Below are 14,394 nucleotides of genomic sequence, written 5' to 3'. Positions count from 1 at the left end.
GCACCTCAGTTGCGATGCCGGCCGGCAGCTTCGCCACTCAGTCCAACAGGCGCACCGGTACGTTGCTCCAGCCCGCGACGTTCTGCATGTTCACCCGCTTGCAGGCGTCGTAATCCACTTCGTAGCGCGGCATGAAGTCCAGCATCTTGTCCAGTGCGATCACGCTTTCCAGACGCGCCAACGCCGCACCCAGGCAGCTGTGAATTCCGTAGCCCAGCCCGAGATTCTGCGCCTGCGATCGATCGCGGTCGATGTCGAACCGGTCCGGCTCGGTCCACGCTTCAGGATCCCGGTTGGCAGAACCGCCCACCAGGAACACCGGCTTGCCGGCCGGAATCGTCACCCCGTGCAATTCGACCTCGCGCATCGAGCGGCGCACGTTGTACTGCGCCGGCGCCTCGTAGCGCAGCAGTTCCTCGACCGCCGCCGGCACCTTGCTACGGTCCTCGAGCAGCTTCTGCCACTGGTACGGAAACTGAGCAAAGACCACTGCCGCATTGCCGAGCAGCTTGGTCACCGTCTCGGCACCGGCACCGCCGAGCAGCGTGGCGAATTCGGTGATTTCGATGTTCGTCAGCGGGGACATCTCACCGTCGTCCCGTTCGATCTCGGATTCGATCAGCTTGCTGAGCAAGTCCTCGCCGAGATCCTCGCGACGCTTCTTGATCAGCCGGTAGTAATAGACGGCCATGTTGACGGCGGACTCCACCCCAGCCGCACTCATCTCGATCTGTCCCGCGTCCCGGTGAAGCAGGTCGTCGATCCACAGCCGCACCTGCTGGCGATCTTGGTCGGGGACGCCCTGCAGCGTGGTCATCACATCGACGGGAAAAAGGGCTGCGAAGTCCTGGACGAAGTCGAAACCTGCTGGGTCCACGGCCGAAAGGTGTTTGTCGACCAGTCCGTTCACCAAGTCCCGCTGGGACTGGATAGCGCGCGGTGTGAAGACCTTGTTGAGCAGACTGCGCATCCTCCGGTGCGCCGGTGGATCCATGGCGATGATCGAACCGTGCTCGGTGACATCACCTTTGCTAACTTGAGCGAGGTCGACACCGTAGGCCGAGGAGTAGGTCTCGTAGTCCTTGAACGCCGCGGCGACATCCTCATGACGCGTCAGCGCGTAGAAGTCATACCGCTCGCTGTAGTAGACCGGTGCGTGCATGCGCATCTGGCGGTACATCTCGTAGGGACTGTTGAAGAAGTCCTCGGAGAACGGGTCGAACACCACCGTGGCCGCAGTCATCGATAATCCTCTTCCGACTCTGTGACGAGTCACGGTCCGCGACATACCCCTGACCAGCTCACCCGTCCAGATCGGGGATCGGCCAGTCTTACTTTTTGTAAACGCTACCGTAAGCTATTCAGTAGAATCAACAACCCGCCCACGGGCCCTACCCGACCGAACGCTCCCACGCCGGTTCGCGACCGCGATTTGCCCACTATCTATGCGGTAACCACTACTGTAATGTCTTCCGTACTTGTTGTGAGAGGCGTGAAGCAGGGAGGCAGCTGGCCATGAAAGTGCCGTTCACCTGGAAGGTAACCGGCTGGTTCATGATCGGATGGTCGGCTGAGTACGCGGTCGGCGATGTCAAAGCGCTCAAGTACTTCGGCGAAGATCTCGCCGCCTATCGCGACGAGTCCGGCGAGCTGCGCGTACTGGAGGCGCACTGCAAGCACCTGGGCGCCCACATCGGCCACGGCGGCAAGGTCGTCGGGGACTGCGTCGAGTGCCCGTTCCACGGCTGGCGCTGGGGCCCCGAAGGCAACAACACCTACATCCCGTATCAGCCGGACAAGCCCAACCGCGGCCTGCGGCTGCGTTCCTACCCGGTCAAGGAGCAGTACGGCTGCATCTTCATGTGGTACCAGCCCGCCGGCTCGGAACCGCAGTGGGAACTGCCCGACATCTTTCACAAGTTTCCCCAGTTCGAAACCGATCCGAATGCGTACTACCGGCCCTACCCGGAGTTCTCCAGCCGGGCCGACGCGATCCCGGTCCACCCGCAGATCGTGGCCGAGAACGGCCCGGACAGTTCACATTTCCGCTACGTCCACGGCGCCACCGTGACGCCGGTATGTCTGCACTGGGAGCATGTCGACGAGGAGTGGCGGTTCCTGACAGGCTGGCCCGACGCCCGCAGTGACGATCCGAACAAGATGGCACTGCGGATTCACAGCCACTTCTCCGGCCTCGGCTTCGCCATGAGCGCCTTCGAGGGCTCGTCCAACCACCGCTTGATCTTCGCCTGCACCCCGGTCGACGACGAAGTGTCGGACATGTTCTATTCGATCTGGTGGCCCAAACTCGCGGGCGAGACGTCCGACATCCCGCCCGACGCGGTGCGCAAGCAGGTCGAGAAACAGTTCCTCAAAACCGTGTGGGAGGACTGCGACATCTGGCGCTACCAGAAGTACGTCGAGCATCCGCCGCTGGCCAAGATCGACGCGAAACCGTATATGGCCATGCGTAAGTGGGCGACCCAGTTCTACGAGGTCCCGCCCGTGGAGAACGCAGTCACCGTCTCATGAGGCCCGACCTGGCCGAACTGGTCACGCCCGAGCACACCGCGATCGTCACCCAGGAATGCCAGGGCGCCGTGGTCGGTCCCGACGCCGGGCTGGCCGCACTGGCCGACGAGGCCCGCCGGGAAGCGCTGCCCAATATCGCCAGGCTGCTGCCGGCGGCGCGGGCCGCCTCGGCCCGGGTGGTGCATTGTCTGGTGCAGCGACGTCCGGACGGACTGGGTTCCAACCACAACGCCAAGATCTTCGCCATCGGCCGCAATGACGTCGGCATCCTGCCCAGCAGCGCCGGCGCCACGCTGCTGCCCGAATTCGGCCCGGAGCCAGACGATCTCGTACTGTCCCGCTGGCACGGCCTGGGGCCGATGGGCGGCACCGACCTGGACGCGATCCTGCGCAACCTCGGGGTACGCACCATCGTGGCTGTCGGCGTCTCGGTGAACATCGCGATCACCAACCTGGTGATGGACGCGGTCAACGCCGGGTACCGGGTGGTGCTGCCCCGCGACGCAGTAGCCGGTATTCCGACGGCCTACTCCGACGCCGTCATCGACAACACACTGTCCTTGCTCGCCACCATCACCACCACAGACAACCTGCTGCACGCCTGGCAGCGCTGACCGCCCAAGAGGAGCACTCGTGCAGTTCACCGTTCCGGCTGTCGCTGAGGCCGTCGCCACCGCCCTCGGAGACCGCCCACTGATCGTCCAGGGCGACCGCCGCTATACCTACCGCCAGATCGTGGACCGGTCGAATCGGCTGGCGGCGTATCTGCATTCGCGCGGGCTGGGTGCACGGACCGAACGCAGTGAGCTGGCCGGCCACGAGGTGGGTCAGGACCTGCTGGGCATCTACGCCTACAACGGTCCCGAGTTCGTCGAATCCCTGCTCGGTTCCTTCCGCGCCCGCGTCGCCCCGTTCAACGTCAACTACCGCTACGTCAAGAACGAATTGCAGTATCTGCTGGCCGATTCCGGCGCCTCTGCGCTCGTGTACCACGCCGCGTTCGCACCGCGGGTCGCCGAGATTCTCGGAGATCTGCCGGCACTGCGGGTTCTGATCCAGATCGCTGACGACTCTGGCAATGAACTGCTCTACGGCGCAGTGGATTACGAGTCGATCGTCGGCTCCCCGACGCTGACGGCACCCCCGGTTGAGCCCAGCCCCGACGATCTCTACGTGCTATACACCGGCGGTACCACCGGCATGCCCAAGGGAGTGTTGTGGCGGCAGCACGACATCTTCATGACCGCGTTCGGCGGCCGCAACATGATGACCGGTGAGAAGGCACAGTCCGTCGAGGAGATCGTGGGGCGTGCGGTCGACAACCCGGGCACGAAGCTGCTCATCCTCCCGCCGCTGATTCACGGCGCCGCCCAATGGGGTGCGATGACGGCGCTGACGACCGGCCAAACCGTCGTATTCCCCAGTGTGGTCGACCGTTTCGATGCTGACGACGTGGTCCGCACCATCGAACGCGAGCAGGTGCTGGTGGCCACAGTGGTGGGTGACGCCATGGCGCGTCCGCTCCTTGATGCGATCAAGACCGGCCTGCGGGACGGCACCGTGGATGTGTCCTCACTGTCCGTCGTGGCCAACGGTGGGGCGCAATTGACCCCGTACGTCAAACAACAACTCATCGACGCCAAGTCCAACCTCATCGTTGTCGACGGGGTGGGGTCATCGGAAACCGGCGCTCAGATGAGCCACATGTCGGCCCCGGGTGCGGTGTCGACAGGAACCTTCAACGCCGGACCCGATACCTGCGTGGTTGCCGAGGATTTCACCGCGGTCTTGTCTGCGGGACACGACGGGCTGGGCTGGCTGGCACAGCGCGGGTTCGTGCCGCTGGGATACAAGGGCGACGCGACCAAGACGGCGGCGACCTTCCCTGTGATCGACGGCGTGCGCTATGCGACACCCGGTGACCGCGCCCGCCATCTCGACAGTGGCGCGATCGAGTTGCTCGGCCGTGACTCGGCGACGATCAATTCCGGTGGGGAGAAGATCTTTGCCGAGGAGGTCGAATCCGCGATCGCCTCACATCCGGCGGTGCGGGATGTGGTGGTCACCGGCCGGCCCAGTGAACGCTGGGGCCAGGAAGTGGTGGCTATCGTCGCGCTGGCCGATGGCGCCTCAGCGGAAGCCGAAGAGCTCATCCGGCACGCCGAATCCTCCATCGCCCGCTACAAGCTGCCCAAGGCCGTGGTGTTTCGCCCGGTCATCGAGCGCAGCCCGGCCGGCAAGGCTGACTACCGATGGGCCCGCGAGCAGGCGGTCAGCGAAACTTCTTGAGCCGGGCGGCGGTTCGGCTCCGGGCCCGCCGCAGCGCGAGGTCGGTGGTGACCCGCATCGAGGCGGTGAACGGCCTGGCCGCTTGGCCGGTGACGCTGAACGGCAGGTCACTGCCCACCACAGAGCGGTAGTGACTGAACGTATCGAAGCCGGCCTTGCCGTGGTAGGCGCCGGTCCCGCTGCGCCCGACGCCACCGAATGGGGCGTCCGACGGAATCATGTGCGCGGCAAAGTCATTGCGGGCCACCCCACCGCTACGGGTGTGGCTGACGAAGCTCCGGAAGTCGGCGTCGTCGGGGCCGAACCAGTACGCCACCAACGGTGAGGGATTGGCGTTGACGTGGTCGATGGCCTCGGTGAGCGCGGAGTAGCCGCGGACCACCAGCACCGGTCCGAACACCTCCTCGCCCGCGATCCGCATCCGATCGTCGACGTCACGCACGATGGTCGGGGCGATCTTGCGCGAGCCCGGATCGGGCAGCACCTCCCCCGCCGGCACGACGGAGTCGATGCGAGCCCCATGGGCGCGGGCGTCGGCGATCAGGCCGACCACCCGGTCGAAGTTGGCCTCGTTCACCGAGGAGCAGTAATCGGGATTGTCGACGATGGTGGGAAACAGATTGGTCAGTGTCTTGCGCGCCACCGTGACGAACCGGTCCACCTGAGCATCGGGGACGAAGACGTAGTCGGGACAGACGCAGACCTGCCCACCATTGACCATGCGTGCCTGGGCGATTCGGCTCGCCGCCCGTTCGATGTCAGCCTCCGGGGAAACCACCACCGGATTCTTGCCGCCCAGCTCCAACGTCACCGGAACCAGGTTTTCCGAGGCCGCGCGGGCGACCAGCGCACCGATCGAGGGCGAGCCGGTGAAGAACAGGTGGTCGAACGGCAGGCCGGCGAACTCGGCAGCCACATCCGGACCGCCGGTCACGACCTGTAATTCAGTGGCGTCGAAGTACTTCGGCGCGGTCGCCGCCATCAACTCCGCGGTGCGCGGGGTGACCTCGGACATCTTGATCATCACCCGGTTACCCGCTGCGAATGCCGCTGCCGCGGGTAGCACCGTCAGCTGGATCGGGAAGTTCCACGGACCGATCACCCCGACCACGCCCAGCGGGCTCGGCAGCACCTCGGCGCGCAGGCCCGCGAATCGCGCGGCCCGCATCAGCTTCGTGGCGCGCATCCATTGCGGGATATGCGACCTGGTGTGCTCGATGACCGAGAGCATGCCCATGATCTCGGAGAGGAATGCCGCCGACCGCGACCGCGATCCGTAGTCGGCCGCCGTGGCCGCGACGAAATCCTCGGAGTTGTCCAGGACCATGGCCAACAGCCGATCAATGCGGTTGCGGCGCAGCGCGACATCGGGCGGGCCGTCGGCGATGAAGGACCGGCGCTGGGCAGCCAGCAGCTCATCCAGACCGTCGCGCTGCGGCCGCACCGCCGCACGCTCCTCGATCGCGCTCATCGAATCCGTCTCCTCGCCAGGCACACGACATTTCACTCCGGAGATCTGTCCGGGGAGGCTAACGGTAGCACTGCCCCCGCAGGTCGTAGGCAATTGTCCGGGCGGACGGAATTGTTTACAGTCATGCTTACTGTCGTTCATTCAGTGAGAGGTCGGCGCATGTCGGAAACCGCACGCAGAATCGTCGTCGTCGGAGCCGGATCCGGGATCGGCGCAGCCACCGCGGCGCATTTCCACGAACGCGGCGACCACGTGCTCGCCGTCGATCTGCGCACAAGTGAGACGCCGGCGTCGGAGCACGCGACCTGCGACCTACGGGATGCGGGTGACGTCGCCCGGCTGTTGAGCGAGATCGGGGACGGCTGGGACATGCTCGCGCACGTCGCGGGGGTTCCGGGCACCGCACCGGCGGCCGACGTCCTCAAGGTCAACTATCTCGGGATGCGGCTGATGGCCGAGGGCATGTTGCCGCTGCTGCGCCACGGCGGCTCGATCGTCACGGTGGCATCGACCGCGGCCCTGGGTTGGCAACAACGCCTCGACATCCTCGATGGCCTGCTCGAGCTCACCGATGGAGACGCGGTGGCGCAATGGCAGGCCGGACAAGATCCGGACTTCCCGGTGTACACCACCTCCAAACAAGCCGCGATTCTGTTCGTCAAGCGGGTGGCGGGGCCGGCTTGGACCAAGTACGGGGTACGCGTCAACACCGTCAGCCCGGGTCCCGTCGAGACGCCGATTCTGACCGATTTCGAACAGACCATGGGCAAGGACGTCCTCGACCTGGTGCGGGCCACGGTGGGTCGGCACGCCACCGTGGACGACGTGGTTCCGCTGATCGCCTTCCTGGCCTCCCCCGAGGCGCGTTGGATCAACGGCCAGGACATCCAGGTCGACGCAGGCTTCATCGCCTCGATGAGCAATGGGGCCCCGATCCCCCTCTGACCGCTCAGAACCGCACAGATTCCGTTACTGTAAGATTTACAGTAATATTCATCAGCGTCGTGGATCCGTTGCGGACGGTGGGGGTGAGCTGTGGAGAGTGAAGTGCAGGATCTGACCGTCGACGAGTCGGTCGACGACACAGCCACCCTGCTGCGCGACCCGTACCCGATCTTCGCGCGGCACCGCGCCCAGCACGGGGTCTTCCGTGGCTCGGTGATGGACTGGTCCAAGACGCCGGAATCCCTACTGCCAGAACACCAATTCGCCGCGGTGTCCTTCGACGCGGTCAACGCCGTGTTCCGCGACGGCAAGTCGTTCAATTCGAAGATCTACGACAACACCATCGGGCTGTTCATCGGGCCCACCATCCTGGCCATGGAGGGCAAGACCCACCGCGACCACCGCAACCTGGTCTCGGCCGCCTTCAAGTCGCGCTCGCTGCAACGCTGGGAACCCGAGATCGTCCGCCCCATCTGCGAGGCCCTGGTCGACGAGTTCATCGAAGCCGGTACCGCCGATCTGGTGCGCGACTTCACCTTCGAATTCCCCACCCGGGTGATCTCCAAGCTGCTCGGCCTGCCCGAGGAGGACCTGCCCTGGTTCCGGCAACGGGCCGTCGAACTGATCAGCTACACGGTGAAGTACAAACGCGCCTTCGAGGCATCTGCGGCGTTGAAAGACTATTTCCTCGGCCAAATCGACCTGCGCCGCTCCCGCCCCACCGACGACATCATCGGCGACCTCGTCACCGCCGAGATCGACGGGGAGAAGCTGACCGACGAGGCCATCTATTCGTTCCTGCGGTTGCTCTTGCCGGCCGGGCTGGAGACCACCTACCGGTCCTCGGGCAATCTGATCTACCTGCTGCTCACCCACCCTGATCAGTTCGCCGCGGTACAGGCCGACCATGAGCTGGTCGGCCAGGCCATCGAAGAGGCCTTGCGCTACGAAACACCACTCACCACCGTGCAACGCTCGGCCACCCGGGACACCGAGCTTGACGGTGTGGCGCTGCCGGCCGGCGCGGTGATCGACGTCTGCATGGGGTCGGCCAACCGCGACGAGAACCGCTGGGAACGGCCCGAGGAATTCGACATCTTCCGGAAACGGTTACCGCACATCACCTTTGCCGCCGGCGAGCACACCTGCATGGGGCTGCACCTGGCCCGGATGGAAACCCGGGTGGCCATGGAGAGCCTGCTCGGCCGGGTACGCAACCTTCAACTGGTCACCGAGGACGACCCGCACATCTTCGGTCAGCCGTTCCGCTCCCCCACCGCCATACCCGTCACGTTCGACCCGATCCGCTGAAGGACGATGCAATGGTCAGGCCCGCGAACACCAGTGGTCGCCAGCGCCGCGAACGCGGGTCGATCAGCGTCGACGAAATCCTGCGCGGCGCATTTGAAATCGCCGACGAGGTGTCGATCGACAACCTCAGCATGCCGCAGCTGGCCCGTCATCTCGATGTCGGCGTCACGAGCATCTACTGGTATTTTCGCCGCAAAGATCAGCTGCTCGACGCGATGACCGAGCGCGTCCTGCGCGATTATGACCTCAGTGTGCTGTCCATCGACGCCGCCACCTGGCGCGAGTCCCTGCGCGCCCATGCCCACCGCATGCGCGCGATGTTCACCGAGAACCCGATCATGTGCGACCTCATCCTGATTCGCGGCACCCGGGGCGTACCGGCGGCCCGCACCGCGTTGGAGAAGATCGAGCAGCCGGTGGCCGCACTGGTGGCGGCCGGACTCACTGCCAAACAGGCCTTCGACACCTATACGGCCATCTCCGTGCTGGTACGCAGTTCCGCTGTGCTACAGCGCTTGCAGAGCCGCACCGCCGAGGACCAGTTCCCCCGCGAGTACTGGGAACAGGTACTCGACGCCGACGCGATGCCACTGATCGCGTCGATCCCCGGGCGTGGCTACCGAATCGGCATGGCCGACGACGGCAACTTCGACCACATCCTCGACAGCATCCTCGACCGGGGCGAGGCGTTCTTGTCACGCTGACAGCTCGGCCTGATTCTCCGCCGCCCACCGGGCGAGGTGTGCCAGCGGCCCACATGCGAATGAAGTGCCCAACTCGGTGAGTTCGTAAACGGCTGCCTCGCATCGTGAATCGTCAACCGTCCGCGCAATCAGGCCACGCGACTTCAAACGGCGCAGCGATTCGGTCAGAACCTTGTCGCTGATGCCGGAGATTCGGTGCAGCAGGAGGCTGCGGCGGGTTGGGCCGAGTCGCAGTGCGGACAGGACGACAGGGTCCCAAGTGTGGTTGATGAGTGCGACAGCAGCACGTACGTGACAGTCCGAAACAAACGACTGGCAATTCCCGTCGATCACCGGGCCAGTATCCCACTGCGCAGCACACCGATCGGTAGGAACCGGCCCTCTAGCGTCGCCACGACGACAACTACTCGGCGAAGGAGAGAAACGTGGTCATCGGACTTTTGGGTACCGGGAACCTGGCGGTCGCACTCGGAAAGGCGTGGGCCGGCACAGGGCATGCCATTGTGGTCACGGGACGTAACCCCGACCATACGAACGCCGCGGCAACGCAGATCGGCCCCGCCGCAAGGCCCGTCGCCCCCTCCGACCTGGCCGGCCTGGCCGACGTCATCGTGGTCGCGATCGCCTGGGACGGGTTGGCAGACGCACTGACGCTCGTCGGCGGCCCGACCGCGGCGTTGTCGGGTAAAACCGTCGTCGACTGCACCAATCCGGTGGATTACCGCAGCGGACGCCTGCATCCGGAATCCGGGTCAGCTGCCGAACTGGTCGCCCAGCTTGCCGTCGGCGCCCACGTGGTCAAAGCGCTGCATCTGTTCGCGGGCGTCTCATGGCCTTTCACCGGGGAACGAAGCATGTCTCCCGTGGTCGCAATCTGTGGTGACGACGCCACCGCGTTGCGGGAGAGCGAGAAGTTGATCGCCGATCTGGGGGCGCGCACGGCGATTCTCGGCGGACTCGATGCTGCCCGGCAGGCCGAAGAAGCCGCGGCATTCGTGATGCGCGTCGTGGCGGCCGGAGCAAACCCGCGCCTGACGGTTCCGGATGTGGACAGCCCCGTCGGTCATTGACGGGGCAGCCGCCAGCCGATCGTCTTGGTCTCGGTGTACTGCGCGAACCCCTCTATGCCGCACTGCCTTCCGACACCGCTGTTCTTGTATCCGCCGAAGGGTGCATCGGCTCCGTAGTACATGCCACCGTTCACGCCGATGGCCCCGGTGCGGATGCGCCGCGCGATGCCCATCGCCCGCTCGGACGATGCCGACAGCACCGCTCCTGCCAAGCCGAATGCGCTGTCGTTGGCGATCCGCACCGCCTCGTCGTCATCGTCGAACGGGATCATCACCAACACGGGTCCGAACACCTCGTCCTGCGCGATGGACGATCCCGGATCGGCCCCGACGATGACGGTGGGTGCGACGAAGTGCCCGTCGCGCAGATGATCGGCCAACCCGGCGACCTCACCACCGCCCACCACGATGTCGGCGCCGTCGCGGCGGGCGCCGGCGATGGCACCGAGCACGCGCTGCTTCTGCGCCGCACTGATCAGCGGGCCGACCAGGGTGGTCGGCAGTGCGGGATCGCCAACGGGCACCGCACCGAACGCCATCGTCACATTGGCGACCGCCTCATCGAACAGGCTGCGGTGCACCAGCATCCGGGTATTGGCCGCACACGCCTGGCCGGCGTGCACACAGGCTCCGATCGCACCGGGGATGATGTGGCCGGGCTTCGCGTCGTCGAGCACGATCATCGCCGACTTGCCGCCGAGCTCCAGGAAAGTGCGCTTCATGGTGTCGGCGCCCACCCGCATCAGGTGCCTGCCGACGGCCGTCGACCCGGTGAACGACACCATGTCGACACGCGGGTCGGTGCCCAACTGCCCGGCCACCTCGTTGGACGGCGTGGGCACCACATTGACCACGCCGGGCGGCATATCGGTGCGCTCCGCGATCAAGCGGCCCAGCCGGGTGGCATTCCACGGCGTGTGCGGATCGGGTTTGAGCACTACGGTGTTGCCGGCGGCCAGCGCGGGCCCGAGCTTGTTGAGGATCACCTCGATGGGGAAATTCGACGGGGTGATCGCTGCGACCACACCGACCGCCTCCTTGACCACGGTGCGGGCGTTGCGCTCACCGAACAGCCCACCGCCGTCGAGCGTGCGTTCCCACTCGAACTCGTCGATCAGCCGGGCCGGGTACCGCAGCGCGTCGGCCAGCGGCCAGTCCAGCTGGGCATTCTCCGTCGTCATCACCGGGCACCCCACCTCGGCGATCAACTCCTCACGCAGGTCATCTTTTTCGGATTCGATCGCCTCCTGCAGTTGGGCCAGCACGCGCTGACGCAGCTCACGATTGGTGCTCCAGTCGGAATCGTCGAACGCGCACCGGGCCGCCCCGATCGCCCGATCCATGTCCTCGGGACCGGCGGCCGCGGTCTGCCCCAGAACCAGGCCCGTGGCAGGGCTGAGATTGTCGAATTCAGCACCGGACGCCGCGGCGACCAACGCACCGTCGATCAGCATGCGTTTCTCGGCCCGGGCGCCGGCGCGGGCGCCGATGTCCACACTGGTAGCGGCCTGGTCGACGACTTCGCTCACGCGCACAACTGTAACACTTACAGTAATGCACCCAATCGCCGAAACCGCATTCCAGCCGAGAAAGTTCGAGTACCGGCCTGCTGGAACACAGTTTCGCGGTAGGTCAGCAGGCTTCCACCTGCACTGGCACGCCCGTCAGCCAGGACATGCCGGCCAATGCCTCGACGTCGGCGGGATCACTCGACATCAGCTGGTTGACGTTGGCCCCGCCCGCCTGGTTGGCGATCCGCCAGCCACCACTCCCCTTGTGCCCCCAGCCGTGCGGTATCGCGACCGTGCCACGCACGATGTCGTCGGTGAGCGAGAGCGCAATGTCGATCTGACCGTAGGGCGAACGCACCCGCACCGCGTCGCCGTCCGCGAGGTGGCGCGCCGCAGCGTCCTCGGTATGCATGAGCGCTCGATGAATCCTCTTGCCGCGCATGAGCAACGGTGAATTGTGCAACCAGGAGTTCTCCGAGCGCGGTTCCCGCATGCCGATCATGCGCAGCGGGTAGCCGTCGGGCTCGGCTCGTCGCGACAGCGCCGTGATCTCAGAAGCGATGTCCTCGTGCGCGAGCCGTATCCGCCCCTTCGGATACACCACGACCTCACCGAGCACGCCGGTACGGATGTTCGGTGCCACCACCACACCGTGTGGATACTGTTCGGCCAGGCGGCGGAACGTCAGCCCGCCGCGACGCAGCCCGAAACGGTCACCACCGTCGGCCATCCGGATCATTCCGTCGATCATCGGCCGCGGACTGAGCCGCTTCCCGCGTCGCGCAGCCCGCGTGGCCGCCAGCCGAAGCGCAACGAAAACCGGTGTGCGGACGCCCATCCGGCTGATCAGGTCGACGACGATGTCCCATTCGGTCCGGGCCTGGCCGCGCGGTGCCACCACCGCATCGGTGGCCTGACGGAACGGCGTGGCCTGGAACATCTGGAAGGTGACCGCGAAGTCGTCACGCTCGTACATCGTCGTCACGGGCAGCACGTAGTCGCAGTGTGCGGTGGTCTCGTTGACGTAGAGGTCCAGTCCGACCGAAAGGTCCGTCGATTCCATTGCTTCTTCTAGTTCCGCGCCGTTGGGGACCGACAGCACCGGGTTACCGGCTCCGATGAACATCGCCTTGACCTGCCGCCGGCCCGGCGTCGTGATCTCCTTGGCCATGAATGCGGCAGGCTCCGCCCCGATGACCAACGGCAGGTCACCGACCCGCGTCCGTTTGTTCCGGTAGCTACGGCGCAGCGAGGCGCCCATCGCGAGCGATCCCCATTTCTGGCCGGGGATGCCAAGTGTGCTGAACACGCTGCCGCCCGGGGCGTCCAGGTTGCCCGCGACGAGATTGACCGCATCGAGGAGGTAGGTGGTCAGGGTTCCGTTGCGGCCGACGCAGGTGCCGAGCCGGCCGTACACGGCGGCCCGTTCGGTGGCGGCGAGGTCGCGGGCCAACGTGCGCACGGCGTCTGGGTCGATGCCGGTGTGCCGTTGCGTGGCCTCCGGGCTGAACCGCGCCGATTGCGCCTCCAGCCAGTCCAGCCCGTCAGCCTGGGTCCGGGCCCGCGCACTGACGAGCCCCTCGGCGAACAGCACCTGCAGGATCGACAACAGCAGGTAGGAATCGGCATCCGGGACGATCCCGAGCCATTCGAACTGGGCGGCGGTCTCGCTGCGCCGCGGATCGACGACCACGACCCGTCCGCCGCGCTTGACGATGTCGTGCATGCGGTCCTTGATCCGGGGCGCGGTCAGGAAACTGCCGTGGGACACCACCGGATTCGCGCCGAACATGACCAGCAGGTCGGTCCGCATCAGGTCCGGGATGGGCACGGGGAACGGGGCGCCGTAGAGGAACTGGTTGGCCAGCAGCCGGCTGCTGGTGTCCTGAGTCGAGGAGCTGAAGAAATGGCTGTCGCCGCCGATGCCCTTGGCGAACGCCATCGCGGCGAACAGGTGCGAGTAGCTGAAGGCTGCCGGGTTTCCCATGTACCAGGCGAGCGCACCCGATCCGTGGCGGCGGTGGATCTCGGTGAGCCTGGCCGCGATGTCGTCGAGCGCCGCATCCCAGCTCACCGGTTCGAAACCGTCCGCGGTGCGCTTCAACGGCATGGTGACCCGATCGGGGTCGTTGACCACCTCGGTGAACGCGATGCCTTTCTGGCAGGCGAATCCGGCCGAAAGCGGGTGGTCCTTGTCCGGGCGCAGCGCGGCGAGCTTGCCGTCCTCGACCGTCGCGATCATGCCGCACAGCGGCTCGCAGATCCGGCAGAACGTCACCTTGGACTCAGCCTTGCCTTCGATCACTTGGACTACGTTACTGTAAGAGTTACAGTTGCTAGACATTTTTGGCCGACCACGGAGGAATCGGACGCATGCAGAAGGCCCTCGCGCCGGAGATCTCGACCTGGCCCGATGCCGAACCCCAGCTGATCTGCAGCCGCTGCACCGACTGCACGGCCACCACGTTCCCCGCCCAGGCCCGCTGCCCCAAATGCTCCGGCGGCAACACCGAACAAGCCCTGCTGCCCCGACGCGGCACCGTCATCGCCTGGACCACCCA

Annotated in this window: 13 protein-coding genes; 8 read left to right on the top strand and 5 right to left on the bottom strand. The window is 65.8% G+C overall.

What is annotated here, in order from left to right:
- Positions 1-37 precede the first annotated feature (37 nt).
- Positions 38-1,243 (bottom strand): cytochrome P450, encoded by a 1,206-nt coding sequence (locus tag ACWEFV_RS00065; RefSeq protein ID WP_450068633.1) that lies wholly within the window; start codon positions 1,241-1,243, stop codon positions 38-40.
- A gap of 272 nt (positions 1,244-1,515) precedes the next feature.
- On the opposite strand from ACWEFV_RS00065, the gene ACWEFV_RS00060 reads away from it, so the two are divergent.
- From ACWEFV_RS00060 to ACWEFV_RS00050, 3 genes are read left to right on the top strand one after another with little or no spacing between them, the layout of a single operon-like run.
- A complete protein-coding gene (locus ACWEFV_RS00060) occupies positions 1,516-2,532 on the top strand; it encodes a Rieske 2Fe-2S domain-containing protein (RefSeq protein WP_450068632.1) in 1,017 nt (338 codons plus the stop codon).
- The gene (locus tag ACWEFV_RS00055) at positions 2,529-3,146 is read left to right on the top strand and encodes a cysteine hydrolase (RefSeq protein ID WP_450068631.1); all 618 of its coding nucleotides are present in this window, start codon (positions 2,529-2,531) and stop codon (positions 3,144-3,146) included. The genes ACWEFV_RS00060 and ACWEFV_RS00055 overlap by 4 nt, the downstream gene beginning before the upstream one ends.
- Before the next feature lie 19 nt (positions 3,147-3,165).
- Positions 3,166-4,821 (top strand): acyl-CoA synthetase, encoded by a 1,656-nt coding sequence (locus ACWEFV_RS00050; protein ID WP_450068630.1) that lies wholly within the window; start codon positions 3,166-3,168, stop codon positions 4,819-4,821.
- On the opposite strand, the gene ACWEFV_RS00045 is transcribed toward ACWEFV_RS00050, so the two are convergent.
- Positions 4,805-6,292, bottom strand: coding sequence for an aldehyde dehydrogenase family protein (locus ACWEFV_RS00045; protein WP_450068629.1), 1,488 nt, complete (start codon positions 6,290-6,292; stop codon positions 4,805-4,807). The genes ACWEFV_RS00050 and ACWEFV_RS00045 overlap by 17 nt on opposite strands.
- A 159-nt stretch (positions 6,293-6,451) precedes the next feature.
- Between ACWEFV_RS00045 and ACWEFV_RS00040 the strand changes: the two genes are divergently transcribed.
- The 3 genes from ACWEFV_RS00040 to ACWEFV_RS00030 all read left to right on the top strand — a co-directional run bounded on the left by ACWEFV_RS00040 (position 6,452) and on the right by ACWEFV_RS00030 (position 9,252).
- Positions 6,452-7,237 carry an SDR family oxidoreductase gene (locus ACWEFV_RS00040; protein ID WP_450068628.1) on the top strand — a complete coding sequence of 262 codons (786 nt, stop codon included), beginning with the start codon at positions 6,452-6,454 and terminating at the stop codon, positions 7,235-7,237.
- Between the two features lie 90 nt (positions 7,238-7,327).
- On the top strand, positions 7,328-8,548 hold the full coding sequence (locus ACWEFV_RS00035; RefSeq protein WP_450068627.1) for a cytochrome P450: 1,221 nt from the start codon (positions 7,328-7,330) through the stop codon (positions 8,546-8,548).
- Positions 8,549-8,559: 11 nt separating this feature from the next.
- On the top strand, positions 8,560-9,252 hold the full coding sequence (locus tag ACWEFV_RS00030; protein ID WP_135453458.1) for a TetR/AcrR family transcriptional regulator: 693 nt from the start codon (positions 8,560-8,562) through the stop codon (positions 9,250-9,252).
- Here ACWEFV_RS00030 and ACWEFV_RS00025 read toward each other — a convergent pair.
- Positions 9,244-9,585 carry a winged helix-turn-helix transcriptional regulator gene (locus ACWEFV_RS00025; protein WP_450068626.1) on the bottom strand — a complete coding sequence of 114 codons (342 nt, stop codon included), beginning with the start codon at positions 9,583-9,585 and terminating at the stop codon, positions 9,244-9,246. The two genes, ACWEFV_RS00030 and ACWEFV_RS00025, sit on opposite strands and share 9 nt — an antisense overlap.
- 92 nt (positions 9,586-9,677) lie before the next feature.
- Between ACWEFV_RS00025 and ACWEFV_RS00020 the strand changes: the two genes are divergently transcribed.
- Positions 9,678-10,322, top strand: a complete 645-nt coding sequence (locus ACWEFV_RS00020; RefSeq protein WP_450068625.1) for an NADPH-dependent F420 reductase — start codon at positions 9,678-9,680, stop codon at positions 10,320-10,322.
- Here ACWEFV_RS00020 and ACWEFV_RS00015 read toward each other — a convergent pair.
- Both ACWEFV_RS00015 and ACWEFV_RS00010 read right to left on the bottom strand, forming a co-directional pair.
- Entirely contained in the window at positions 10,316-11,851 is a 1,536-nt protein-coding gene (locus tag ACWEFV_RS00015) for an aldehyde dehydrogenase family protein (RefSeq protein ID WP_450068624.1), read from the bottom strand. The genes ACWEFV_RS00020 and ACWEFV_RS00015 overlap by 7 nt on opposite strands.
- Positions 11,852-11,954: 103 nt before the next feature.
- Positions 11,955-14,177 carry a molybdopterin-containing oxidoreductase family protein gene (locus tag ACWEFV_RS00010; RefSeq protein ID WP_450068623.1) on the bottom strand — a complete coding sequence of 741 codons (2,223 nt, stop codon included), beginning with the start codon at positions 14,175-14,177 and terminating at the stop codon, positions 11,955-11,957.
- A gap of 29 nt (positions 14,178-14,206) precedes the next feature.
- Between ACWEFV_RS00010 and ACWEFV_RS00005 the strand changes: the two genes are divergently transcribed.
- Positions 14,207-14,394 (top strand): Zn-ribbon domain-containing OB-fold protein (locus tag ACWEFV_RS00005; protein ID WP_450068622.1); only part of this gene is annotated, 188 nt, incomplete at its 3' end.

The organism is Mycobacterium sp. NPDC004974 (genome assembly GCF_053600815.1).
Note: the sequence above shows the minus strand (reverse complement) of the source record. Positions and strands in the feature narration are given on the sequence as shown.